Genomic DNA, 23,912 nt, shown 5'->3' with positions numbered 1-23,912 from the left:
CACGTCTTCCCGGACCATGCCCCCGCCCGCCGAATGGGCGCCCCATGCCGCCGTCTGGATCGGTTTCCCCAGCCATCCCGAATTATGGGAAGAGGATCTGGAGCCTGCGCGTGAGGAGGTGTTGGCCTTTGCGCGTGCGGTTCATGCCGATGGCCGGGGCGAACGGGTGATCCTGGTCGCCGCCGATGGCGAGGCGGCGGATGCGGCGCGCGCCATGGCGGGCAATGTGGCGGACGTGGTGGTACAGCCGTTCGGCGACATCTGGCTGCGCGATACCGGGCCGATCGTCACCGGCGACGGCTCGGCCCGGCTGTTCCAGTTCAACGGCTGGGGCGGGAAATACGATCTGCCTGGCGACGACACGGTCGGCGGGCGGCTGGCCGAGGATCGCGGCCTCGCCGCCACGGCATGCGACTGGGTGCTGGAAGGGGGCGCGATCGATGGCGACGGCACCGGTCTGGTCGTGACCACGCGCCAGTGCCTGCTCAACCCCAACCGCAACCCCGAGCTGGACGAAGCCACGATCGAGCAGCGGCTGGCCGAGGATTTGGGGCTGACCCGCGTGGTCTGGCTGGGCGACGGGCTGCTGAACGATCATACCGACGGCCATGTCGACAATCTGGCGCGCTTCGTCGGGCCGAACCGCGTCGCGATCCCCGAGGCGGCGGAGAACGACCCCAATTGGCAGGTCTATGCCGCCGCCCAGCGCACCGCCAAGGCGGCCGGGTTGGACGTGGTGACGATCCCGTCGCCGGGCCGCGTCCTGCGCGATGAAGAGATCGTGCCGGCCAGCTATATGAACTTCTATATCGGCAATGCGGCGGTGGTCGTGCCCATCTATGGCACCGACAATGACGAGGCCGGCGTCGCGGCGATCCAGGCGATCTTCCCCGATCGTCAGGTGGTGGGCCTGCGCGCCGATGCGATCCTGACCGGCGGCGGCAGCTTTCACTGTATTTCGCAGCAGATTCCGGCCTGATCGCTGCCACTGATCCAAAGCCCGCGCTTCCCCGGCGAAGCGCGGGCTTTTTTACGTCCGCTCGGGGACGGGCCTTTACCCGCCATAAACCGAAACCTGCATAATAGGGCCGATCACCATTCTGGGATCGGGGGCGCGCCTTGAAAGTTACGATGGAGCTGCTCCGAGGTCAGCATGACGAGATCGCCGAAGCGGTGGATGCCCTGCTGATCTTGTTCGACAAGCCTTATGCCGAAGTCGCATCGGTTGTCGGGGCGGCACGGATGCAGATCGCGCGGGTCGTTGCCAAGCATCTCAAGACCGAGGATGAGGTGCTTCTGACCCCACTGCGCGAACGGCGGTTGATGGCCAGCATCGCCGGGTGCGAAGCGATCGTCATCGAAACCCGCAATCTGCGCCTGGCCTATTCCGAACATATCGGCGTGTGGACCGCACGGGCGATCGAGGAGCGGTGGAACGACTATGTCATCGTGACGCGGCAGCTCAACCGCCGTCTGGTGGCATTGTGCGACCAGAAAATGAAGCATTTCTACCCCGTGGCCCTGCGCCATATCCTGTCCGATCCGGCGGCGATCCCAGCCCAATCGGCGTGACGGGCGGCGCGGCGCGGTCTAGCATGGCCAAGCCGCAAAGCAGGGGAGTCGCCGTGACCGCCGTTCGATCCGCCCGCTATGTCGATCGTTCGCGCATGGCGGCGATCGCACCGCCGCTGGTCATTGCCATGGCCGCCGCGCTGCTTCGCTTGCCGATCGCCGCCGCCCATCCGCGGGTGGCGGCTTTGCTATTCCTGTGGATCGCCTCGGACGCGATGATGCTGGGGCTATTGGGACGCACGCGTCGCCCCGGCTGGCGAGCGGGGATCGCCGCCATGGCTTCGGCCGGCATGGCGGTGCTCAGCCTGTCGCCACCTCCCGTTCGAGCGGCGCTGCTTGCCATGCCATGGGCCATCGCTGTACCGGCCGTGGCGATCGCCCTGCATGGCGGCTGGGGGCTGTGGCGGGTTACGGCGCGCATTCGGCAGTGGAATCCGGCCGAGCCGGATCGCTGGCTCCTTCTCTTCGCCGAGATCATGCCCCGGCCGCTGGTACGGCTGGCACTGGGCGAAATCCGGTTGCTTCATCTGGCGCTGTTCCGCTGGGGTGCGGCGCCCGATATCCCGGCGGACACGCGGGGCTTTGCCTATCACCGGCATCTCCAGCCGATGATGATCGCGTTGCTGATCCTGTCCTGCATCGAGATCGGGGTCACCCATCTGCTCGTCGCGCATTGGAGCCGGACGGTGGCGCTGATCCTGTCCGTCGTCAGCGACGTGTCGCTCCTCTATCTGATCGGGCTCATCAAGTCGCTGCGGCTGGCGCCGGTCCTGCTGACCGCGACGGGCGTGCGGCTGCGCGCCGGGTTCCTGGTCGATCGGACCATTCCCTATGACGCGATCGCTGGCGTGACCGCGCATCCCGATGGCGAGACGGTGCGCGCGCCCGACAGCTGGAACATCGCGCTGCTCGCCTGGCCCAATATATTGCTCCGCCTGTCCACGCCCCTGCCGCCGCGGTTGTGGCGGCGGCGCATTCCGGTCCGCGCGGTGGCGTTTCGGCTCGATGAGCCGGGGCCCTTTCTCGACGCCCTGCAAGCCCGGCTGGACGCGGAAGCGGGGTGACGCGCCGCGTGCGAGCCATTAAAGGGCGGGGCCATGACCCAGATCACCGTCGCCGCGCTGCAACTGGCCTTCACCGCCGATATCGACCGCAACATCGCCGAGGTCTCGCGCCTCGTCCGTGAGGCGGCCGCCCGGGGCGCGCAGGTGATCCTGCCGCCCGAATTGTTCGAGGGCGAATATTTCTGCCGCGTCGAGGACGAGGGACTGTTCAGCAACGCCAAGCCGACCGCCGAGCATAAGGCGGTGTTGGCGATGCAGGCGCTGGCGTCCGAGCTGAAGGTCCATATTCCGACCAGCTTCTTCGAGGCGGACGGGCCGCATCATTACAACTCGCTGGCGATGATCAACCCGGACGGCCAGGTCGCGGGCGTCTATCGCAAGAGCCATATTCCGGACGGTCCGGGCTATGAGGAGAAATTCTATTTCCGCCCCGGCAATACCGGGTTCAAGGTGTGGGACGGCCCCGCGACCAAGCTGGGCGTCGGCATATGCTGGGACCAATGGTATCCCGAGACGGCGCGCGCGATGATGCTGATGGGCGCCGAGATCCTGTTCTACCCCACGGCGATCGGCAGCGAGCCGCATGACGACAGCCTCGACACCGCGCGGCTGTGGCGGCGCGCGATGCTCGGCCATGCCGTGTCCAACGTGGTGCCGATCGTCGCGGCCAACCGCGTCGGCTGCGAACATGGCCAGACCTTCTACGGCACCAGCTTCATTTGCGACGAGCGCGGCGACATCCTGGCCGAGCTGGACCGCGAGGAAGAGGGCGTGATCGTCGCGACGCTCGACCTCGACCGGGTCAAGCGCCACCGCGCCGCCTTCGGCTTCTTCCGCGACCGTCGGCCGGAACTGTACGGCCGGCTGGTGCAGGATATCTGAAGCTGCTCCTCCCCGAGCCAAGCTTGGGAGGAATGGGATCATCCCCGCAGTGCCACGGCCCGCGCAAACACCGCCTCGAACATCTCGGGCGTCAGGCGGCCGGTATTCTGGTTGTAGCGCGAGCAGTGATAGCTATCGAGCACCACCGGGCCGCCCGGCATCCGGTGTTCGGCGAGATGCGCGAACCGTGCCTTGGGCAGGCGGCCGCCCAGCGCCTTGACCACCGACTGGTGCGCGATCTGGCCCAGCGCGACGACCACCTTCAACCGGGGCAGCGCCGCCAGCTCTTGTTCCAGAAACGAACGACAGGTGCGGATTTCGTCGGGCGTCGGCTTGTTCTCCGGCGGCAGGCATTTGACCGCGTTCAGGATCACCGCGCCGGTCAGCGTCAGGCCATCATCGATCCGCGCATCAAACTGCCCCTCGGCCAGTCCGAACTTGGCGAGCGTGCCATAGAGCAGCGGCCCCGCGCCATCGCCGGTAAAGGGTCGGCCCGTGCGATGCGCGCCATGCTTGCCGGGCGCAAGGCCGACCACCGCCAGCCAGGCTTCGCCATCGCCGAATGGATAAACGGGGGCGTTCCACCAAGTGGGATATTCCGCCGCGACCGCATGGCGGACCTCGACCAGTCGGGGGCAGAGCGGACAGTCGCGCGGTGGCTGGATCGGGGCGAGGGGTGCCGGGATGGCGGGAAAGGATGCGTCGGGCATCGCGCTCGGGTAGTCGGGGGACATGACGACGACAAGCTATGCCATCGCGCTGGGTTCCAACCGTCCGGGACGCCATGGCGGGCCGCATGCCGAGGTCCGCGCGGCGCTTGCGGCCATGGAGGTCACGATCGGTACGGTGACGGCGGTTTCGCCGATCCTGACCACCGCGCCGGTCGGGCCGTCGATTCGAGCTTTCGCCAATGCCGCCGCCCTGGTCGAAAGCGCGCTAACCCCGTCGGAGATGCTGGCCGAACTGAAGGGCATCGAGCGGCGCTTCGGCCGGCGTCGCGGGCAACGCTGGGGCGCGCGGGTGATCGACCTCGACATCATCCTCTGGTCGGGCGGGAAATGGCGCTCGCCGGAGCTGATCGTGCCGCATATCGCCTATGCCGACCGGGCCTTCGTCCTGCATCCGCTGGCACAGATCGCCGCAGACTGGCGCGATCCGCGTGACGGCCGTCGCATATCTCATATGCGACATGGTGTTGACCGCAGGCGTCCACGCCCCTAGGTCGCTTCCACCCCGATGGAGGGTCCGTAGCTCAGTTGGTAGAGCAAGCGACTTTTAATCGAGAGGTCCCGGGTTCGAGTCCCGGCGGACCCACCACGGGGTTGTTTCAGGGCGTCGCAGCGTGTCTCACGCCCTTGCTAAACCACAGAATTTCAGGTGCGAACGTGTCGCGGGGTGTCTCACCTCGTGCCCACGTATGTCACGCCCCATGGGGGCACGACTGGGGGCGCTGAAATTCAAAGTGGGGCATCGTACCGCTGACCGATAGGCAGTGCCGAAAAGCACAAGGGGCCGAGAAGGATTACAAGCTCGCCGATTCCGCCGGGCTCTATCTGGCATGTTGTGGCGCCGGTTGCGTGAAAGGCCGCATGAAATGCCAAGGGCAGCGCGTGCCCCACTTCCGGCATAGATCGTAGGATCGCGTGATGAGCGACGATACCAGCTTATGAATGGTCCGAGTCGCTCCGCCCTGTGCTTGGGACCCCATCAGCGCACGGGGCTTCAAAGAGGCGGCGGACGAGTACGACATATATGCGCCCCGAGTGCTCGCCATGCCGAAAGCCGATGCGCCGGTCGAGCAAATAGCCGACTGCCTTACGAGCGTTGTTCGGGACCTAATGGGGCTTCCGGCGCGGCCCGAACGATACAGGGATATCCATGCTGCGACAGATGTTCGCCGTCACCCGGTAAGCGGAGGATCCGCTAACGTCTCTTTTCCTGATAAACCTGCTCTTTACATTATGCTTATAAAACAGCCACATGAGTCGCCGATTTTCGTGCCATAGGACGCGTCTACTACGTCATCCATCACGTTCTAAGGGGGCAGGGCCTATAGCCCGGCTTGCTGTCGACCGACGCGGCAATGTCATGATGCTATGGGCGCTTTTCCTCATCCCGCTCGTGGCTCTGGTGGGATCGGGCATTGATCTCGGTACACGATATGTGACGCGCAAGCAGATGCAGATCGCCTGCGATGCCGCTGTCCTTGCCGGCCGGCGTGCCATGACGAACGGTATCGTCGATGACGGGGTGAGGGCCGAAGCGACCAAATTCTTCAACTTTAACTTTCAACAGGGCATGTTCGGATCGAAGCCGTTCACGCCTTCCATCTCTAGCGCCACGACGTCGAAGACGACCGTCGTCATCAACGCCGCCACGACGGTTCCGACGTCGCTGATGCGGATATTCGGCTCCGACGAGCTGCCGGTGAGCGTCAGCTGCAACGCGTCTCAAGATTTCGTGAACACGGACATTGTCTTCGTGCTGGATACGACCGGCTCGATGCGGGACAAGGCGACGTCCAGCGACTCCCAGACCAAGATCGAGGCGCTGCGTTCAGCCGTGCTAGCATTATATGATCAGTTGGCACCGGTTCAGAACCAGTTGGCCGCTTCCGGGATGCGCCTTCGTTATGGTGTTGTTCCCTATGCCAGCGCGGTGAATATCGGCGCGGCAATCCGGGCCGCCAATCCCAATTACATGCTGTCTGGTTCATGGACTTATCAATCCCGGCAGGTCGTAACCGAAAACATGACTTCCTGGAGTTGCGGGTATCGTTCCGGCAGCTATGATTTCGGGAGCGGCATTTGCACCTATTTTCGATATCTTCCTCGTGCTTTCGATACCTCGAAATACGTATCGGGTGCGAGCGTCGATGTGGCGGAACTTGTTGGCACCGCGGCGTACAATGGCGTGACCCCAACCCGAAGCAGTGCCAACAAAGTTACCTGGGCTGGCTGCGTCGAAGAGCGCCAGACGGCCCGCGTGAGCTCCAACGATACGGCCATTCCGCCCGGCGCCACCGATCTCGACATTGATTTGATACCAACCAATGACGCGACAAAGTGGAAGCCCTATTGGCCGGAAGTCGAATATGCCAGCTATCAGGTGGAGATTTACAAAAACGATCCTTACAAACCACAGTTTGCGTGCCCGTCACCAGCCGCATCAATGCAGGGATGGAGCCGGGATGATCTGAAGAAATATCTCAACACCCTCACCCCGGATGGAGGCACCTATCACGACAATGGGATGATGTGGGGCGCGCGCTGGGCATCGTCTGGTGGGATTTTTGGGGGTAACAATCCCGAAAAGTACAACATGATGCCCGTCAAGAAATACATCATCTTCATGACGGACGGGCTTTTTGAGACAGGTTATTCCCGTCTTTATTCGTCCTATGGCGTCGAACAGCTCGATGCTCGGGCCACACCTGGCGGGGCATATTCGAATCAGGATGATCAACTCGCACGCCATAAGCAGCGCTTCAACCTGCTTTGCTCAAAGGCCAAGTCCATGGGATATTCCATCTGGGTATTGGGCTTCGCCACCACACTCGACGCGTCGCTCACCAACTGCGCGAGTACGCCCAGTCAGGCATCCACTTCGTCAAACCAGGCGGCGCTGATGGCGCGCTTCGTCGAAATCGGCAAAAATATTGGCGCATTGAGGCTGACCCAATGAAGGCGCGGTGGATAGAAAAGCTGTGCCGTATCGGTGGAGATCGCCGCGGCGCGTCGGCCGTCGAGTTCGCCCTGCTTTCACTGCCCACGATTGCGATCATGTGTGGCTTGTTTGACCTAGGCTACCGCCAATATGTCGCCACACAATTGCAGGATGCTTTGGACCGCGCGGCCCGACGGGTTACGATAGGTACCGGTACGACGGCGGCCCAGTTGACGGCCATGGTGACTGATAGCGTCAAGGCGATCTCACGGGATGCCGATGTCGTCATTGTCCCCACCAGCTATGGCAAATTTCAGCAAGTCTCCAAGCCTGAGCCGATCACCACTGATACCCAACCGGTGGGAAAGTATAATGTCGGGGATTGTTTTCTCGACATCAACGGAAACGGCGTTTGGGACGCTGATAGCGCACGCGCGGGCACAGGTGGTTCCGACGACGTGGTGCTGTACACCGCGACGGTGACCTATCCCGAGATCGTGCCGATGAGCCGTTTGATCGGAGGGAGCGCGGTTACCAAGCTGACCGCCACGACGATGTTGAAAAACCAGCCCTATGCCTCGCAGACCGAGCCGGTGATCGTATGCCAATAATGCGTCTTACAAAGGGGCTGGAGAGTGTAACGCATGACCGGCGAGGCGTTGCGATGATCGAATTCGCACTCGCGGCACCGGTGATCCTTCTCCTTGGCCTCGGCGGGGTAGAAATCGGCAATTACGTGATAGCGAATTTGCGGGTTTCGCAGATTGCGATGGCTGTCGCCGATAATGCTGGTCGGATCCGCACCACGATCGACGAGGCCGATGTCACGGAAATCATGATCGGGGCCATGAAGATGGGAGAGCCGCTCTCTCTGGCCAGCAAGGGCCGGATCATCCTTTCTGATCTTGAGCAGCGCACTACGACTACCGGGGCAGGGGGTAAAGGGTCGGTATCCGCCAGCAATCCCAACGGATACCGCCAATGGTTTCGGTGGCAGCGCTGTGCCGGTGCACTTTCGGTCCCATCATCGCTAGGTGTTCCCACAAACGATGCCGGTGCTCCAATCACCAATTTGGACGACAAGACGAATGACGACCACGGCGCTGTCGAAACCGCTTCGATCATCGACGGCGTCGGTAAGGCCGGGAACCAGATTGCGGCTCAAGGAGGCACGGCCGTAATGGTGGCCGAGGTCGTCTACGATTACCAACCGATCGTGCCGGTCAACTTGATCACATCCGCAATCCGCAGCCTCAGGATCAAGCGCGTCGTTGCCTTTAACGTCAGGGAACGAAACGCTTTTTCTCTGCACAACGATGGAAATCTGACCGGGGCCAAACGCGCCGATTGCCAGATTTATGATGCGGCGGTTCCGACGGCATAAAGGCGCAATGCCGCTGCCCTGGCATATCCAGGTAATAGCGAATGGGTGATCACTGGTGATGCCCTCGCGGCATGGAATGGCAACTATGCCAGCACCTTGCCGCCATGGAATAGGTGCTGCGCGGCCGTCGCTGCCTCCCGAGCGGTGGCCGTACAAGGGCTGCATCATGCGGCATGACGTAACCGGGGGGGCATCCGATCGAGGCGGATTTCATGGGGCAGGCAAAGAAGAAGCCGGCGAGTATGAAGGTCCGCCGGGCAGTCCGAACCGAGCGCGATCAGGTCAGAGACTTGGCCAGGGCGTGCGGTGTGCCGGACGCGCAAGTCGGTAATCTCGGACTGGCGAAGATCGTCGATCTGAGCGGCGAACTTGGCGAACGTCAGAAGACCTACACCGTGCTGGTGAACCGGGGCGGGACAGCCATTGATAGGTGGATCAGCGGTCGATGCGGCCAAGACGATGGTTGCGTTCACGGCGAGCCTCATTGCGATGTGGCGGGGGCTGTAGAATCACTTTCTGTTCTTGACCGCTGCGCAGCTATGTGCGATGCAAAGGGTAATTGGGAGAGCCGCGCCCGAGAGGGTTGCGGCTCTCTTTGTTTGTGGCTGAGCAGGACGCGGTCAAATTAGGATTTTTGGGTCGTAAAACACCGCTCGATTTCAATGCCGCCCGCCAGTTTCCAAAGCATTTCGGCGGAATCATCACGAAGCTGAACATCGTAGCGTGTGCCGTTGTTGCCTCGCTGAATCGGCTGCGTCTTGGCTGCCCTTGTTGCGGCGAGTAATACCTCTCGAGCATCTCCCGTTTGAGAGGCTGCCCCGCTTATTGGGTCTATAATTACCACTGTTGCGTTCAGTGGAATGTCGAGATTGATTTGACTTGTCATCAACAAAACTTGCCCAACTATAGGTTTTCTTTGGGTAAATTGATGAAGTTTTTTTGGGTCCTTCTGCCCCGGGCGATACGGCGGACTTCGGCGCGAACCGACCTCAGCTATGAATGCCGAAAGGTGTTTCCACTATGGCTGAGCCCGTATCGGTCCGCGCGTTCGCGAAGTTGGACGGCGGCTCGCACACGCCGGTCAGCAAGGCCATAAAGCGCGGAAATCTGCCGGTTACAGCCAATAGCCTAATCGACCCGGCGCTCGCTGGGACGGGCTGGCGAAAGTGGAATCGGGTAGAAACCCAGGGTGGGAACACCGCAGCTGTTTCCGCTCCGGCTGCCGAGGTGGAAACACCCAAGCGGCAGCGCGGCAAGGCCGGAGCCCTGCCGGTCGAGGCCTCTGGGTCCTCATCCTCGGCAAGATGCTGGATGGCAGGATCGATTACTACTGCCGAAAGATAGCGCTCCTGAGATCCGTGATATCATGGTCGATCCAACTCAGTTTTCAAAGCATAGCATCGGCGGCCCTGGATCAGCCGATCCGCTCGGCCTGACCCATGTCTCACTTCGCGACGTGGAAGAGATTCTCGGGACCACCTTTTGCGAAGCCAAGGTAGCAATCGCTGCAGCTGGCCTGCAGGTTGTCCCCCTTTGGAAAAGGGAAGGCTGTGGACCGCGGAGAGTTGAACACCCTCGCCGCAAAGGTCGCGTTCACCGGAGAGGCTTTGGCCAGATCGTCTCTACAGCCGCAGGCTCTACATGGCGAACTGATGCGTATGGGCGTCGAAAGAATGTATGGCGCGTGGAGCAGACGATCACTTTTTGACCTGGGGCTGGCAGACCTTCTTACAACTGGCCCGTGCGACCACGAAACGACCGACCTCGTCCTGATGTCCTCCAGAACGGGCTGAGAATGATCACGCTTCGTGGCGTTATGGCAATGTAAGAGCGCCACAGTGATAGGGTGACGATCCACCCGATCCCAACACATCACTGGAAAAACTTGCGTGCCGGCCTGCTGGCCGCGCGTGACGGGGAGCGCCTATCGTCGCCTTATGGCTTCGGCCCGCGAATGGGCGAGCCGAAGACCGAGGAATCAGAACAGGTGCTGTACCAGCTTCGAGGCGCCGAAGGCGATACCGCCGACCGCGATCCAACTGGCCACGGCGCCAACGGTCAGGACCATCAGGCGGTCCAGCGGGGACATGATGTGCTCGTTCATGGTCTTGACGTCCTCTCCAACCGGTCTTTCCGCCGGTGTGAGACAAAAATGCGACAAAATGCGGGAACACGCAAACCCGTTTTTCGAATGACGTTGATCGGATCTTTGCAAGAACGCGGTCACGGGGCGCTATTTGCGGGGGAAATGACCTGTCTTCATGCGGATGCGTTTCCCTGGTCCGTAATGTCGTGCAGCCTTTAAAGGGAAGCCTGTCGTCCATGATCGATCCCCACTCTTCCGGAACCGCTCGTTTTTTACCCGAATCAACCGAACCCGATATTCGACCATCGACGATGCCGATGGCCTTGCGGGGAGCGGTGGCCGGGGCGGTGGCGCTGGCAGTTCTGTTGCTGGCCGGATTGCTGGTCGATCGCTGGCCCTTCGCCTGGGACCGGGCCATTCTGGTCGGGTTGCGCGAACATGCGCATTCGCAAGCCCTGATGAAGGCGGCGGTTGATATCACCGCGCTGGGCAGCGTGCCGGTGCTCGTGCTGATGGTGGCGGGGGCGGCGATCCTGTTGCTGGCGCGCGGGCTGTGGCTGACCGCATTGGCCGTCGCAGCGGCGGGGATCAGTGGCGGCGCGGTGGTGACGCTGGTCAAGAATGGCGTGTCACGCGCGCGCCCCGATCTGGTGCCGCATTGGGTGGACGTCTCCAATGCCAGCTTCCCCAGCGGTCATGCGGCGGGCAGCGCGATGGTCTATCTGACGCTGGCGGCGCTCGCGACGCAGATTACACGGCATCACCGCATGCGACAGGCGATCGTGGTGCTGGCGCTGCTGCTGGTCGGTGCCATCGGTGCGAGCCGCGTCTATCTGGGCGTGCACTGGCCGTCGGACGTGGCGGCGGGATGGTGTTTCGGAACGCTCTGGGCGCTGGGATGGTGGTGGGCGACCGCGAAGGTGCGGACTTCCTGGGCCGCCGGTGGCTCAGCCGGTCGCGCGCGTTAATAGTGCCTGCGCCGCCTTCAAATGCGGCGCGTCAACCATGCGCCCATCGAGTTGCAGCGCCCCGGCACCGGGATTGGCGGCGAACAGATCGACGATCGCCTGCGCGCGCGCCAATTCGTCGGCCGAGGGGGTGAAGGCGGCGTTGATCACCGGCACCTGCGCGGGGTGGATCGCCATCATACCGGTAAAGCCGTCGCGCCTCCCGCGCGCGGCATAGGCGGCAAGCCCCTCCAGGTCGCGGAAATCGGGATAAACCGTCTCGATCGCCGCGACACCCGCCGCATGCGCACCGAACAGCGTTAGCGAGCGGGCGAGCTGATAGGGCGCGGTATAGCCGCCATCCGCCTCGCGCGCTGCCGTCGCGCCGATCGCTGCCGGCAGATCCTCCGCGCCCCAGGTCAGCCCGGCGAGGGGCAAGCTGGCGCCGGCATAGTCGCCCAGTCGGAAAATGGCCGCCGGCGTCTCGGTCGCGATCGGCAGGACGGGGATATGGGTGATGCCGCGCGCCGCCAGCGCATGGAGGCTGACCAGTCCTTCCGCCTTGGGCAGGACGATGCCATCGGGCCGTGCGTCCGTGATGGCGGCAAGGTCTTCCGCCGCCAGCGGGCCGTCGATCGGGTTGATCCTGACGAACAGCCGCACCGCCGGATCGCGCGGGCCAGAGAGAAATTCGGCGACTGCGATCCGTGCGCGCGGCTTGGCCTCGGGCGCGACCGCATCCTCCAGGTCGAGGATCAGCGCGTCTGCGCCCACCCCCATGGCCTTGGCCATCCGGTCTGGCCGGTCGCCCGGCACGAAGAGGAGCGAGCGCAACCGCATCGGGGCTTAGCGACCCATCTCGGCGAGCTTGCGCTCCCAGGCGAGCGCGTCGCGGACGATGCCGTCCAGATCATCGCGCTCGGGCCGCCAGGGCAGGGTGGAGAGGATCGCGCTGTTGTCAGCGACCAGCTCGGCCGGATCGCCTGCGCGGCGGCCTTCCATGCGGCGCTCGATCGTGTGGTTGGTCACCCGATCGACCGCGTCGAGCACTTCGAGGACCGAGAAGCCCCGACCATAGCCGCAGTTGAGCGTGTGGCTCTCGCCGGGCTGCGCGACCAGCAGTTCGAGCGCGGCGACATGCGCGGCGGCCAGGTCGGAGACATGGATGTAATCGCGCACACCGGTGCCGTCGCGGGTGGGGAAGTCGGTCCCATAAACGCCCACCGCGTCACGCTTGCCGATCGCCGCCTCGACCGCGATCTTGATCAGGTGCGTCGCGCCGACCGTCGACTGGCCCGAGCGTCCTTGCGGATCGGCGCCCGCGACGTTGAAATAGCGCAGCGCGCAGTAATTGATCGGCTGGGCGGCGGCGACGTCCTTCAACATGATCTCGGTCATCAGCTTGGACATGCCGTAAGGGTTTATCGGCGCCTTGGGATCATTCTCCGCGACCGGCACCTTTTCCGGCGTGCCATAGGTGGCGGCGGTCGAGGAGAAGATGAAGTGGGGCACGCCCTCGGCCACGGCGCTTTCGATCAGCGAGCGGCTGGCGGCGGTGTTGTTGCGATAATATTTGAGCGGGTCGCTGACCGATTCCGGCACCACGACCGAACCGGCGAAGTGCATGATCGCGCGCACCTTATGCTCGCGGATCGCGGCGCGGACCTTGTCGTCATCGGCGACGTTCGCCACGACCAGCGACGCGTGGGGATCGACCGCCCAGTCGAACCCGGTGACGAGATTGTCGAGCACGACCACCTCATAGCCGGCGTCGAGCAGCGCCAGCACGGCATGGCTGCCGATATAGCCGGCCCCGCCGGTCACCATCACCTTGCCGTCGATCGTCGCCATTCACTTTGTCCCAATGCCTTGGATTGCCGTCGCCTAGCGCCTTCCTATCTAAACAGACAAGACGACAAGGAGATTCCGTGTGACCGAATATGTGACGCTGGCCGGCGGTTGTTTCTGGTGCACCGAGGCGGTGTTCAAGGATGTGATCGGGGTCGAGTCGGTCGAAAGCGGCTATATCGGCGGCACGCTGCCCCATCCGACCTATAAGCAGGTGTGCGGCGGCGATACCGGCCATGCCGAGGCGATCCGTATCGGCTATGATCCCGAGCAGCTATCGCTGGACGATCTGCTCGACATTTACTTCGCGACGCACGACCCGACGCAACTCAACCGCCAGGGCAATGACGTGGGCACGCAGTACCGCTCGGCGATGTTCCCGGCGGACGAGGCGCAGGAGGCGGCGATGAAGGCCGCGATCGAACGGACCCAGGCGGGGTTGGACCGGCCGGTGGTCACCACGATCGAGCCGATGGCCGAATGGTATCCGGCCGAGGATTATCACCAGGATTATTGGGAGACGTCAGGCCGGTCCAATCCCTATTGCATGGCGGTGATCCCGCCCAAGCTGCAGAAACTGCGCAAGAGCTTTGCCGCGCGGTCGAAGGCGGTGACGGCGTAAGTCTGGCTTGGGGCGAGGTCGGGGCTTGGCCTTCGACTTCGCTCAGGCTGACCGGAAGTTGGGGTCTTGCCCCTCCCTCCGTTCGCGCTGAGCGAAGTCGAAGCGCACGCCCCCGACCTGCGCCCCAAATTCTACCGCGTCGCGGCCCGACGCAACCGGTCGTTGATCGCCTCGCCGATCCCGTCGACCGGGATCGGGGCGACCGCGAGCCTCGGCGGGTCGCTGGCATCCGCGCGGTGGAGCGCGTCGAACAGCCGTGCGGCCGCTTCCACCGGATCGCCGATGGCGGACAGCGTGTCCTGCCCCTCGACCGCGCCGAACCCGATCAGCCATTCATCGGCCGCCGCTTCGGTCACGTTCAGCCGCAGGGGTTTGCGCGGCGCATAATGGCTGGCGAGCTGCCCCGGTGCGGTGACGATGGCGGGGGCCTCCGGGCCCTGTTCGACCGAACCTAGCACTTTGGCCAGCATTGTCCCCGTGACGGGGCCGGGGCGCAGGATGGTGCGACCGGCGACGATCGTCGATTCCAGTCCCGCTTCGGTCGCGCCATCGTCGAGGATCGGCACAGCGGGCCCCAGGCTGGCACGGACATGGGCCGCGCGGGTCGGGCTGATTCCGCCGCTGGCATTGGCGGAGGGCGCAGCAAGGGGGCGACCGCTTGCCGCCAGCAATGCCTGCATCGCACGGTGGCGCGGCACGCGGATCGCCACCGTATCCAGTCCCGCCGTCACCAGCGAGGCGATTCCCGCACCGGCACGCAGCGGCCGGACCAGCGTCAGCGGCCCCGGCCAGAACGCCTCCGCCAGCGCCAGGGCGTCGGCATCGAACTCGGCGAGTTCCCGCGCCGCTGCCAGATCCGGAACATGGACGATCAGCGGATTGAACGATGGCCGTCCCTTGGCGGCATAGATGCGTGCCACCGCTTGCGGCTCGGTCGCATCGGCGGCCAGGCCATAGACCGTCTCGGTCGGCACCGCGACGATGCCGTCCGCGCCGATCACCGCGGCGGCGGCGCGGATGGCGGCGGGGCTGAAGGACAGGGTCGGGTCGTTGGCGGGGAAGGTCATGATCGCCCGAGGCTATAACGGCTTGCACCGCTGCGGATAAGGGGGGAGCCCTTCGACAATCGGCGCGGGCCATCCTATCTGGGGCGTCATGTTCGATCTTGATTCCTATCTCGCCCGCATCGCCCTGCCGTCCCGTGTCACGGTCGATGCCGATGGGCTGGCGCGGCTGCAATGGGCGCATCGCCTGGCCATTCCGTTTGAAAATCTCGACGTCCGGCTCGGTCGCCCGATCGCGATCGACAGCGACAGCGTGTTTGCCAAGCTGGTGACCGGCAAGCGTGGCGGTTATTGTTTCGAGCAGAACCGGCTGTTCCTCGATGCATTGGCTGCGCACGGCTTTTCCGCCCGGCCGCTGCTGGCGCGCGTCTGGCTGCGGGCCACCGACGTGCCGCCCACGACCCATACGCTCAGCCTGGTCCATATCGACGGGCAGGACTGGATCGCCGATGCCGGGTTCGGGGGCAGCTATTCCCCGCCCATGCCGCTGATCGACGGGGCCGAGGCGGAGGCGCCCGATGGCGCGCGGTTCCGCCTGACCCGCGATGCCCAGCATGGCTGGATGCTGCTGCGCGACGGGCATCCGGGCCTGACCGACGGACGGTCGACGGGCGAGGGGTGGGAGCCGCAATATAGCTTCACCACCGATCATGTCTGGGATGCCGATCTGGCGATGGGCAATCATTGGACCTCGCAGGCGGAGGCCAGCCGGTTCCGCCAGGCCAATATCGTCAGCATCATCCTGCCGCGCGGCTTCGCGACACTGACCGATCGGCATTATCGCCGCCGTGTCGCGCAGGAAGAGACGAGCGCGACGATCACCGATCCGCGCGTCTATCGCATGCGGATGAGCCTGATGTTCGGCATCGACCTGTCCCCGGACGAAACGGCGGCTCTGTTCGCCGAATAACCACGGCGGCCCGGCCGCCATGCGAATCGGACAATGCGACGGAGCGGGGGATATATTCTCCGCTCGGTCGTGCCGGTCGAGACGGCATGCTGCCGCCCCAAAAGGTCTCAGTGCAAGCGTGCGAGCCCCGCATCCCGAGCGGTTGCCGAACGCTGCCTTTTTCTTAAGATTCAGAAAAGTCGATATTTTATTGGCGTCGTCATGGTCTTGCATGACCGGCCAGACCAATTGTTGCACATTTAAGCGCGATTTTACTTTTGTCGCATATACCCCAAGGCAACAAGGGGGGGATTAACAACGCCGAGCAATGCAAGGCCGTCCATGTTTCGCGACGACGTCCAGCAATTGCTACCGCCGGTGAACCAGCCGGCCCGTTTTGCCGGCCGTTGCCGGTCCGTTTGATCTGATTGCCTGCGCGCATTCTTGCGCGCTTTGCCCGTGTAAAAGGAGCGCCTGATGTCGATCACTATGGTGACGGCGGCCGAGAACCTGTGCCTGCCAACCATCGGCTTGCTGGCCGAACAACTCGGAACCGCGATCGCACCCGGCGGCACGGTGCGGCTGGACCTGTCCGCCGTCGCCGCGCCCGACCTCAGTGTCGTTCAGCTCGTCCAGTCGGCGCGCCATACCGCGGCGCAATGCGGATGCGATTTCGCCCTCGCCGCGCCGGCCAGCGACCGTTTGCGCGGGCTTCTCGACCGGGCGGGCTTCCTGTCCTGCCCCACCCCCGAACACACCCAATTCTGGTTCCACGGAGATTCCGAGCAATGACCGCTTCCATCCTGACCGTCGACGACAGCGCCAGTCTTCGAATGGCGATCCGGATCGCGCTGACCGGCGCGGGCTATGCGGTGACCGAGGCGAGCGACGGGGCCGAGGGCCTGGCCAAGGCGACCGCGACCCGATTCGACCTGATCGTCACCGACCTCAACATGCCCAACATGGACGGCCTGTCGATGATCCGTGCCCTGCGCCAGCAGCCGGCACAGGCGGGGGTGCCGATCATCTTCCTGACCACCGAATCCGATGATGCGATGAAGGCCCAGGCCAAGGCGGCCGGCGCGACCGGATGGCTGGTCAAGCCGTTCCAGCCAGAACAGCTGATCCGCGTCGCGCAGAAGGTGCTGGCGCGATGAGCGGCCCTGGGAGCGGCGAAGATCCGACAGCCGCCTTTCGGATCGAGGCGGGCGAACTGCTCGAACAGGTCGAACAGGGTCTGCTCGATCTGGGCCATCGCCTGGACGATATGGGTCTGGTCAATGCGGTGTTCCGCGGGCTCCACACGCTGAAGGGCTCGGGCGCGATGTTCGGCTTCGACGCGCTGGCGGCCTTTACCCATCATTGCGAAAGCGCGTTCGACCGGGTGCGCAAGGGCGATGTCCGGGCCACGCCCGAACTGGTCTCGGTGATCCTGTCGGCAGGCGACCATATGCGGGCGCTGGTCGAGGGCGACGCGCCGGCGGCCGAGGGGCAGGTGATCCTTGCCCGGCTGGCGGCGGCGGTCGATGCGGCGGCCGGGGGCGGTGCGTCTGCGTCTGCCGTGGCCGCCAAGCGCGGCTGGACCCTGTCCTTCCGCCTGCCGCCCGATGCGATGGCCAATGGCACCAATCCGCTCGCGCTGCTCGACGAGCTGCGTGAACTGGGCGAGGCGACCATCGTGGCGCGCATCGACGATGTGCCCACGCTCGACGAACTCAACCCCAGCCATTGCATGATCGGCTGGGACTGCACGCTGATCGGCGACATTTCGAAGGACGCGATCGAGGACGTCTTCCTGTTCGTCATGGACGACATGGAAATCACCATCACGCCGCTGACGGTCGAAGACGATGCGCCGGTCGCCGCAGTCGCGGTCGACGATGTCGCCCAGACGACCGAACCGGTTGCGGCCAACGATACCGGCGCCCGCGCCACCACCAGCCGTGTGCAGGGCGAGAATGTCCGTGTCCCCGCCGAGCGGCTCGACGAACTGATGGACCGGGTGGGCGAACTGGTGATCGCGCAGAGCCGTCTGTCGCAGCTTGCCGCCCATGGCCATGACCTGAGCCTGCGTTCCGTTTCGGAAGAGATCGAACGGCTGACCGGCGAGATGCGCGACACGATGATGATCCTGCGCATGGTGCCGGTCTCGACGCTGTTCGGCCGTTTCCGTCGCCTGATCCATGATCTGGCGATCGAGACCGGCAAGGCGATCGAGCTGGTCACCGAGGGCGAGAGCACCGAGGTCGACAAGACCGTGATCGAGCGGCTGTTCGATCCGCTGGTCCACATCATCCGCAACTCGTGCGACCATGGGCTGGAGATGGCCGAGGACCGCCAGGCCGCCGGCAAGCCGGCCGCCGGCCGCATCCGCCTGAGCGCGCATCAGGTGGGTGGCGAGGTTCTGATCACCATCACCGATGACGGGCGCGGCATCGATCGCGAGCGGGTTCGCGCCAAGGCGGAAGCCAATGGCCTGATCCAGCCCGGCCAGGTGTTGACCGACGATGAACTGCTCGGCCTGATCTTCCACCCCGGCTTTTCCACGGCAGCGCAGGTCACCAACCTGTCGGGGCGTGGCGTCGGCATGGACGTGGTCAAGCGCACGATCGAAAGCCTGCGCGGCTCGATCGACGTCAAGAGCGTCGCCGGCCAGGGATCGACCATCACGCTGCGCATTCCGCTGACGCTGGCGATCATCGAAGGGTTGCTCGTCCGGGTGGGCGAGGGGCGCTACGTCATCCCGCTTTCGGCGGTCGAGGAATGCCTGGAACTGTCGCTGGAGGAGGATCTGCGCTCGCGCGGGCGCAGCGTCATCACGCTTCGCGAAACGCTGGTGCCGTTCCTGCGCCTGCGCGAGATGTTCGCGACCGGGACCAAGCCTGATCCGTTCCAGAAGATCGTCGTCGTGTCCACCGGGCGCGAGCGGGTCGGCCTGGTCGTCGATCAGATCATCGGCAACCACCAGACCGTCATCAAGTCGCTGTCCGCCTTTCATCGTGGCGCGGCCAGCTTTTCGGGCGCGACGATCCTGGGCGACGGCAGCGTCGCGTTGATCCTCGACGTCGCGCAACTGGTTGCCATGGCCCAGCCCCAGGAGGAGATGCTTCGTGCCGCAGGATAATTTGCAAGGGGCAGGGGCCCAGGCGTCGACCGATCTGATCGCATGGGACAGCCATGGCGAACTGGAGGTCCTGATCTTCGAGCTGGGCGGCGAGACCTTCGCCCTGGAGGCGATCCTGGTCCAGGAAATCCTGGACCTGCTGCCCGAAACATTCATTCCCGGCGCACCCGCGCTGGTCAGCCATGTCGTCAACTTCCGGGGCAAGATCGTCCCCGTCGCCGACCTGCGTCTGGCCTTTGGGATGGAGCCGGCCCCGCCGACCGCGCACAGCCGGATCGTCGTCATCGAACTGGACCTGGAGGGGGAGGCGACCTTGCTCGGCCTGCGTACCGATCAGGTCCATGAGGTCGCGACCTTCCGCCAGGCGACGAGCGAGGCGGTGCCAACCGTCGGCATCCGATGGCGCCGTGATCATGTGCGCAGCCTGATCCGGTGGAACGACGACCTCGTCGTCCTGCCCGACCTGACCGCCATCCTGGCCCCGGCCATGGGAGCTGCCGTGACGCGTCAGTAGTATTTTTCCATTTTTTGGAGGGGGTTTATGAGAGCAACGATCAAGATGAAGTTGGGCGCGACATTCGCGTTCATCGTCTTTTTCCTTCTGGTCGTGGTGGGGCTGGGGATCGCCAAGCTGAGCACGCTGAACGACACGACGACCCAGATGGTCGCCGGTCCGGCGTCGCGGCTTGAGCGGGCGCAATCGCTGAACGAGCGGGTCAGCTATATGCTGCGCGCCGAAAAGAACATGGCGCTGACCGACGATACGGAACTGACCAACAAGTTCGACGCCGATGTCATGAAGACGCGCGGCGAGGTCGAGGCGCTGATCGCCGCCGGCCTGAGCACGGCAACCGAAAAGGGGCGCCCGGTGTGGAACGACATCCAGGCGGCCTATCGGGTCTACACACCGATCAATGACGCCATTCGCGATCTGGCCAAGCGCAACCAGAATGCCGAGGCGGGCAGGATGTCGATCACCAAGTCGCGCGAAGCCTCGATGCGTATATCGGCCCTTTGCGTTCAGCTGGTCTCTTTGGCCAAGGCGGACCTGCAGACGGCAAGCAACGATGCACAGGCGACGTATGACAACGCCCGCAATGTGATGCTGGGTGTCGCGGCGCTGGCGATCCTGGTTGCGGTCGGCGGCGCCCTGTGGATTTCGCGCATCGTGTCGATGGGCCTGAAGAAGGTGTCGGTCGCGATCGAAGCGGTCGCCGTGGGCGATCTCAGCCAGGATGTCGCGGTCACCAGCAACGACGAGATCAAGGATCTGGTCAACACGGTCAACCGCATGACCGCCAATCTGCGCGAGAGCGCACAGTTGGCCGATACGATCGCGGCGGGCGACCTGACCGTGCAGCATCAGCCGCTGTCGGAGAAGGACGTGCTGGGCCATGCGCTGGTCGCGATGGTCGAGCGTCTGCGCGGCGTGGTCGGCGATGCGACACAGGCAGCGCATAATGTCGCGGCGGGCAGCCAGCAGCTGTCGTCCTCATCCGAGCAGGTGAGCCAGGGCGCGACCGAGCAGGCCGCCGCCGCCGAGGAGGCCTCGGCTTCGATGGAGCAGATGGCCGCCAACATCAAACAGAATGCCGACAACGCGACCCAGACCGAGAAGATCGCCCGCCAGTCGTCGCAGGACGCCGAGCAAAGCGGTGCCGCCGTGCAGAAGGCCGTCGTCGCGATGCGCACCATCGCCGAGAAGATCGGCATCGTGCAGGAAATCGCGCGCCAGACCGATCTCCTCGCGCTGAACGCGGCGGTCGAGGCGGCCCGGGCCGGCGAACATGGTCGTGGCTTCGCGGTCGTCGCCGCCGAGGTCCGCAAGCTGGCCGAACGCAGCCAGACGGCGGCCGCCGAGATCAGCGGCATGTCTTCGGACACCGTCACCGCCGCCACCCAGGCGGGCGAGATGCTGACCAAGCTGGTGCCCGACATCCGCCGCACCGCCGAACTGGTCGCCGAGATCAGCGCCGCCTGCCGCGAACAGGATATCGGTGCCGTCCAGATCAACGAGGCGATCCAGCAGCTCGATCAGGTGACGCAGCAGAACGCATCGGCCTCCGAGCAGATCTCCTCCACCTCGGAGGAACTCGCCAGCCAGGCCGAGGAACTGCAGGAAAGCATCGCCTACTTCACCGTGGACAAGGCGGCCCGCACGACCAGCAGCCGTAGCGCGGCGCCGGTCCGCAAGCCGGCCGCACCCGCGAAGAAGGCCAAGCCCGCGCCGCGTCCCGGTTCGGTAGCCGACCAGCAGGCACGGGTCCGGGGCTTTGCCCTCGATCTGACCAATGGCGGTCCCGATGGCGAGGATGCGGAATTCGGCCGCGCAGCCTGACGGACCCGGCGGCGGGGCGTCATCATCGCCCCGCCGCCGATCATCCAGCGAGAATGCCCCTTTCCGCGCCGGGTGTCGCCCGGTCCGACTAGGCCAATAAATCCTGATCTGAATTAAAAGCAGGGTGGAAACAACCAATCATTCACCCCTTCGGACGTAATCTGGGATGAGGAAGCTGAAGATGAGGCTTTCGTGGCGGTTCGTACTTTAAACGGGGATTTGAGATGCGTGCGACGATCAAGGTGAAATTGGCGACAACATTCACAATAGTGATAGCATTATTGTGCCTTGTCGTAGGCATTGGCGTGATCAAGATGAGCGCGCTGAACGATACGATTTCCGATATCATTGAAGGGCCGACGCGCCGCATCCAATATTCCCTGGCCGCCGATGGCGATATCGGTCGTGCGATTCGCAACGAAAAAAATATGATGATGACCGACGACATGGCCTTGAAACGGAACTTCAATGCCAAGTTCGTCGAGCATGATGGCCGGGTGCAGGACAATCTGAATGCCGGGCTGAAGATCGCAACCGATCAGGGGCGTCCGGTCTGGACCCAGGCGCTGGAGGAATGGCGGGCCTATAAGGCGGTCAGCGAACGCGCCCGCGCTCTGGCGATGCAGGGCCAGAATGCCGAAGCCGCGGAGGTTTCCATGACCGAAGGGCGCGCCATCGTCATTCGACTGGGTGAGACGCTCGCCAAGCTGACGCAACTGACGCAGAATCAGTTGGTCAAGGCCGACCAGGAATCGGATGCGCTTTATGCCTCGGCCCGTATGACGCTGATCGCCACCGCGCTCGTCGCGCTGCTGATCGCGATCTGTGGTGCCGTGTGGGTCGCCATGCTGGTGGCCAATGGTCTTCGCCAAGTGTCGGCAGCCGTGACCGCGATCGCGCAAGGTGATCTGAGCAACGACGTCGCCGTCAAGAGCAATGACGAGATCAGCGATCTGGTCGAAACCGTCAACAGCATGACGGCGCGTCTGCGCGACACGATCGGCCAGACGACCCAGGCGGCGCATAATGTCGCGGCGGGCAGCCAGCAGCTGTCGTCCTCTTCGGAGCAGGTGAGCCAGGGCGCGACCGAGCAGGCCGCCGCCGCCGAGGAGGCCTCGGCTTCGATGGAGCAGATGGCCGCCAACATCAAACAGAATGCCGACAACGCCACCCAGACCGAGAAGATCGCTCGTCAGTCGTCGCAGGACGCCGAGCAGAGCGGTGCCGCCGTGCAGAAGGCCGTCGTGGCGATGCGCACCATCGCCGAGAAGATCGGCATCGTGCAGGAAATCGCGCGTCAGACCGACCTTCTCGCGCTGAACGCGGCGGTTGAGGCGGCCCGGGCCGGTGAACATGGTCGCGGCTTCGCGGTCGTCGCCGCCGAGGTCCGCAAGCTGGCCGAACGCAGCCAGACGGCGGCCGCCGAGATCAGCGGCATGTCCTCGGACACCGTCACCGCCGCTACCCAGGCGGGCGAGATGCTGACCAAGCTGGTGCCCGACATCCGCCGCACCGCCGAACTGGTCGCCGAGATCAGCGCCGCCTGCCGCGAACAGGATATCGGCGCCGTCCAGATCAACGAGGCGATCCAGCAGCTCGACAAGGTGACGCAGCAGAACGCATCGGCCTCCGAGCAGATCTCCTCCACCTCGGAGGAACTCGCCAGCCAGGCCGAGGAACTGCAGGAAAGCATCGCCTTCTTCCGCGTCGGCCAGGAAGAGCCGCGCCGCTTCAAGTCGGTCGGGAGCAAGACGGCCAAGGCGCGTCCCGCCGTGGCAAGGGCGTCCAAGCCCGCGCCGCGTGCCGGCTCGGTCGCCGAGCAGCAGGCGCGGGTCCGGGGCTTCGCCCTCGACCTGACCAATGGTGGCCCCGACGGCGAAGACGCCGAATTCGGACGCGCAGCATGAGCGCCGCGCGGGGAGACATTCAGGTCGTCGTCTTCGGCCTGGGGGAAGAGGAATTCGCCCTGCCGGTGACGGCGGTGCGCGAAATCCTGGACCATCGTCCGGCCTATCGGGTGCCCGGCGCGCCCGCCTGGTTCCTGGGCCTGACCGATGTGCGCGGGGATTCGGTGCCGATGATCGACCTTCGCGTGCGCCTGGGCCTGATGTCGGCCGAGACCACGCTGGCCACCCGTATCCTGGTCGTCGACATCCCTTCGACCCAGGACGGCACCGCCGCGCTGGCGCTGGGGCTGGTGGTCGACCGGGTGCTGGACGTCAGCACCTTCGGACCCGACGCGATCGAGGGATCGCCTGATATCGGCGGTCGCTGGCGCTCGGATCAGATCGAGGCGATCCTGCGGCGTGGTGCCGGGTTCGTCGCGCTGCTCGATCCCGCCCGGCTGTTCGCCGGCGATGGCGGGGTGGATGCCCTGAACACGTTGGGCCTCGCCGCCTGACGATCTATACGCCGGCCGCCGCCCT

General features: G+C 64.5%; 24 protein-coding genes and 1 tRNA gene. 19 read left to right on the top strand and 6 right to left on the bottom strand.

Features of this window, described 5'->3' with window-relative positions; translation table 11 throughout:
* The first annotated feature begins 16 nt into the window (after window positions 1-16).
* The 4 genes from SP6_RS07760 (at window position 17) to aguB (ending at window position 3,518) form a co-directional block, all read left to right on the top strand.
* Complete coding sequence (locus SP6_RS07760) at window positions 17-979, top strand: agmatine deiminase family protein (protein WP_007403658.1); 963 nt, start codon at window positions 17-19, stop codon at window positions 977-979.
* A 152-nt stretch (window positions 980-1,131) separates the two neighbouring features.
* Window positions 1,132-1,572: a hypothetical protein gene (locus SP6_RS07755; protein ID WP_007403877.1), complete on the top strand. Its 441-nt coding sequence runs from the start codon at window positions 1,132-1,134 to the stop codon at window positions 1,570-1,572.
* Window positions 1,573-1,625: 53 nt separating this feature from the next.
* Window positions 1,626-2,636, top strand: coding sequence for a hypothetical protein (locus SP6_RS07750; RefSeq protein WP_007403859.1), 1,011 nt, complete (start codon window positions 1,626-1,628; stop codon window positions 2,634-2,636).
* 33 nt (window positions 2,637-2,669) lie between these two features.
* The gene (gene aguB, locus SP6_RS07745; RefSeq protein WP_007403703.1) at window positions 2,670-3,518 is read left to right on the top strand and encodes an N-carbamoylputrescine amidase; all 849 of its coding nucleotides are present in this window, start codon (window positions 2,670-2,672) and stop codon (window positions 3,516-3,518) included.
* A 38-nt stretch (window positions 3,519-3,556) separates the two neighbouring features.
* Here the strand turns inward: aguB and SP6_RS07740 are convergent, their stop codons facing one another.
* Window positions 3,557-4,228 carry a uracil-DNA glycosylase gene (locus tag SP6_RS07740; protein ID WP_007403762.1) on the bottom strand — a complete coding sequence of 224 codons (672 nt, stop codon included), beginning with the start codon at window positions 4,226-4,228 and terminating at the stop codon, window positions 3,557-3,559.
* A gap of 22 nt (window positions 4,229-4,250) precedes the next feature.
* Between SP6_RS07740 and folK the strand changes: the two genes are divergently transcribed.
* The 5 genes from folK to SP6_RS07715 all read left to right on the top strand — a co-directional run bounded on the left by folK (window position 4,251) and on the right by SP6_RS07715 (window position 8,568).
* Window positions 4,251-4,739: a 2-amino-4-hydroxy-6-hydroxymethyldihydropteridine diphosphokinase gene (folK, locus tag SP6_RS07735; RefSeq protein WP_007403901.1), complete on the top strand. Its 489-nt coding sequence runs from the start codon at window positions 4,251-4,253 to the stop codon at window positions 4,737-4,739.
* Window positions 4,740-4,759: 20 nt separating this feature from the next.
* Window positions 4,760-4,835, top strand: a tRNA-Lys gene (locus SP6_RS07730).
* Window positions 4,836-5,606: 771 nt separating this feature from the next.
* Window positions 5,607-7,202: a Tad domain-containing protein gene (locus tag SP6_RS07725; protein WP_050794128.1), complete on the top strand. Its 1,596-nt coding sequence runs from the start codon at window positions 5,607-5,609 to the stop codon at window positions 7,200-7,202.
* Window positions 7,199-7,795, top strand: a complete 597-nt coding sequence (locus SP6_RS07720) for a TadE/TadG family type IV pilus assembly protein (protein WP_037567784.1) — start codon at window positions 7,199-7,201, stop codon at window positions 7,793-7,795. The genes SP6_RS07725 and SP6_RS07720 overlap by 4 nt, the downstream gene beginning before the upstream one ends.
* Before the next feature lie 53 nt (window positions 7,796-7,848).
* A complete protein-coding gene (locus tag SP6_RS07715; RefSeq protein WP_050794127.1) occupies window positions 7,849-8,568 on the top strand; it encodes a TadE/TadG family type IV pilus assembly protein in 720 nt (239 codons plus the stop codon).
* Between the two features lie 164 nt (window positions 8,569-8,732).
* On the opposite strand, the gene SP6_RS07710 is transcribed toward SP6_RS07715, so the two are convergent.
* Both SP6_RS07710 and SP6_RS20870 read right to left on the bottom strand, forming a co-directional pair.
* The gene (locus tag SP6_RS07710; protein ID WP_126053215.1) at window positions 8,733-9,041 is read right to left on the bottom strand and encodes a hypothetical protein; all 309 of its coding nucleotides are present in this window, start codon (window positions 9,039-9,041) and stop codon (window positions 8,733-8,735) included.
* Between the two features lie 152 nt (window positions 9,042-9,193).
* Entirely contained in the window at window positions 9,194-9,454 is a 261-nt protein-coding gene (locus SP6_RS20870) for a hypothetical protein (RefSeq protein ID WP_126053216.1), read from the bottom strand.
* A gap of 1,517 nt (window positions 9,455-10,971) precedes the next feature.
* On the opposite strand from SP6_RS20870, the gene SP6_RS07705 reads away from it, so the two are divergent.
* Window positions 10,972-11,622 carry a phosphatase PAP2 family protein gene (locus tag SP6_RS07705; RefSeq protein WP_113667907.1) on the top strand — a complete coding sequence of 217 codons (651 nt, stop codon included), beginning with the start codon at window positions 10,972-10,974 and terminating at the stop codon, window positions 11,620-11,622.
* On the opposite strand, the gene SP6_RS07700 is transcribed toward SP6_RS07705, so the two are convergent.
* Both SP6_RS07700 and galE read right to left on the bottom strand, forming a co-directional pair.
* On the bottom strand, window positions 11,602-12,441 hold the full coding sequence (locus tag SP6_RS07700) for an HpcH/HpaI aldolase/citrate lyase family protein (protein WP_007403875.1): 840 nt from the start codon (window positions 12,439-12,441) through the stop codon (window positions 11,602-11,604). The two genes, SP6_RS07705 and SP6_RS07700, sit on opposite strands and share 21 nt — an antisense overlap.
* Before the next feature lie 6 nt (window positions 12,442-12,447).
* Window positions 12,448-13,452 (bottom strand): UDP-glucose 4-epimerase GalE, encoded by a 1,005-nt coding sequence (galE, locus tag SP6_RS07695; RefSeq protein WP_037567778.1) that lies wholly within the window; start codon window positions 13,450-13,452, stop codon window positions 12,448-12,450.
* 79 nt (window positions 13,453-13,531) lie between these two features.
* Here galE and msrA point away from each other — a divergent pair, with 79 nt between their 5' ends.
* A complete protein-coding gene (gene msrA, locus SP6_RS07690) occupies window positions 13,532-14,071 on the top strand; it encodes a peptide-methionine (S)-S-oxide reductase MsrA (RefSeq protein ID WP_007403688.1) in 540 nt (179 codons plus the stop codon).
* Between the two features lie 131 nt (window positions 14,072-14,202).
* Here the strand turns inward: msrA and SP6_RS07685 are convergent, their stop codons facing one another.
* Entirely contained in the window at window positions 14,203-15,138 is a 936-nt protein-coding gene (locus tag SP6_RS07685; RefSeq protein ID WP_007403832.1) for an L-threonylcarbamoyladenylate synthase, read from the bottom strand.
* A gap of 88 nt (window positions 15,139-15,226) precedes the next feature.
* On the opposite strand from SP6_RS07685, the gene SP6_RS07680 reads away from it, so the two are divergent.
* From SP6_RS07680 to SP6_RS07645, 8 genes are all read left to right on the top strand, one after another.
* Complete coding sequence (locus SP6_RS07680; protein WP_007403855.1) at window positions 15,227-16,045, top strand: arylamine N-acetyltransferase family protein; 819 nt, start codon at window positions 15,227-15,229, stop codon at window positions 16,043-16,045.
* A gap of 456 nt (window positions 16,046-16,501) precedes the next feature.
* Window positions 16,502-16,816, top strand: coding sequence for an STAS domain-containing protein (locus SP6_RS07675; RefSeq protein WP_007403826.1), 315 nt, complete (start codon window positions 16,502-16,504; stop codon window positions 16,814-16,816).
* Window positions 16,813-17,181, top strand: coding sequence for a response regulator (locus SP6_RS07670; protein ID WP_007403667.1), 369 nt, complete (start codon window positions 16,813-16,815; stop codon window positions 17,179-17,181). Before SP6_RS07675 ends, SP6_RS07670 begins: the two co-directional genes overlap by 4 nt.
* Window positions 17,178-19,148, top strand: a complete 1,971-nt coding sequence (locus tag SP6_RS07665; protein ID WP_007403742.1) for a chemotaxis protein CheA — start codon at window positions 17,178-17,180, stop codon at window positions 19,146-19,148. The genes SP6_RS07670 and SP6_RS07665 overlap by 4 nt, the downstream gene beginning before the upstream one ends.
* Entirely contained in the window at window positions 19,135-19,662 is a 528-nt protein-coding gene (locus SP6_RS07660) for a chemotaxis protein CheW (protein ID WP_007403882.1), read from the top strand. The genes SP6_RS07665 and SP6_RS07660 overlap by 14 nt, the downstream gene beginning before the upstream one ends.
* A 27-nt stretch (window positions 19,663-19,689) precedes the next feature.
* On the top strand, window positions 19,690-21,486 hold the full coding sequence (locus SP6_RS07655) for a methyl-accepting chemotaxis protein (RefSeq protein WP_037567773.1): 1,797 nt from the start codon (window positions 19,690-19,692) through the stop codon (window positions 21,484-21,486).
* 224 nt (window positions 21,487-21,710) lie between these two features.
* Window positions 21,711-23,393 carry a methyl-accepting chemotaxis protein gene (locus tag SP6_RS07650; RefSeq protein ID WP_037567771.1) on the top strand — a complete coding sequence of 561 codons (1,683 nt, stop codon included), beginning with the start codon at window positions 21,711-21,713 and terminating at the stop codon, window positions 23,391-23,393.
* A complete protein-coding gene (locus tag SP6_RS07645; protein ID WP_007403771.1) occupies window positions 23,390-23,887 on the top strand; it encodes a chemotaxis protein CheW in 498 nt (165 codons plus the stop codon). The genes SP6_RS07650 and SP6_RS07645 overlap by 4 nt, the downstream gene beginning before the upstream one ends.
* Window positions 23,888-23,912 lie beyond the last annotated feature (25 nt).

The organism is Sphingomonas paucimobilis NBRC 13935 (assembly GCF_000739895.2).
GTDB lineage: Bacteria > Pseudomonadota > Alphaproteobacteria > Sphingomonadales > Sphingomonadaceae > Sphingomonas > Sphingomonas paucimobilis.
Note: the sequence above shows the minus strand (reverse complement) of the source record. Positions and strands in the feature narration are given on the sequence as shown.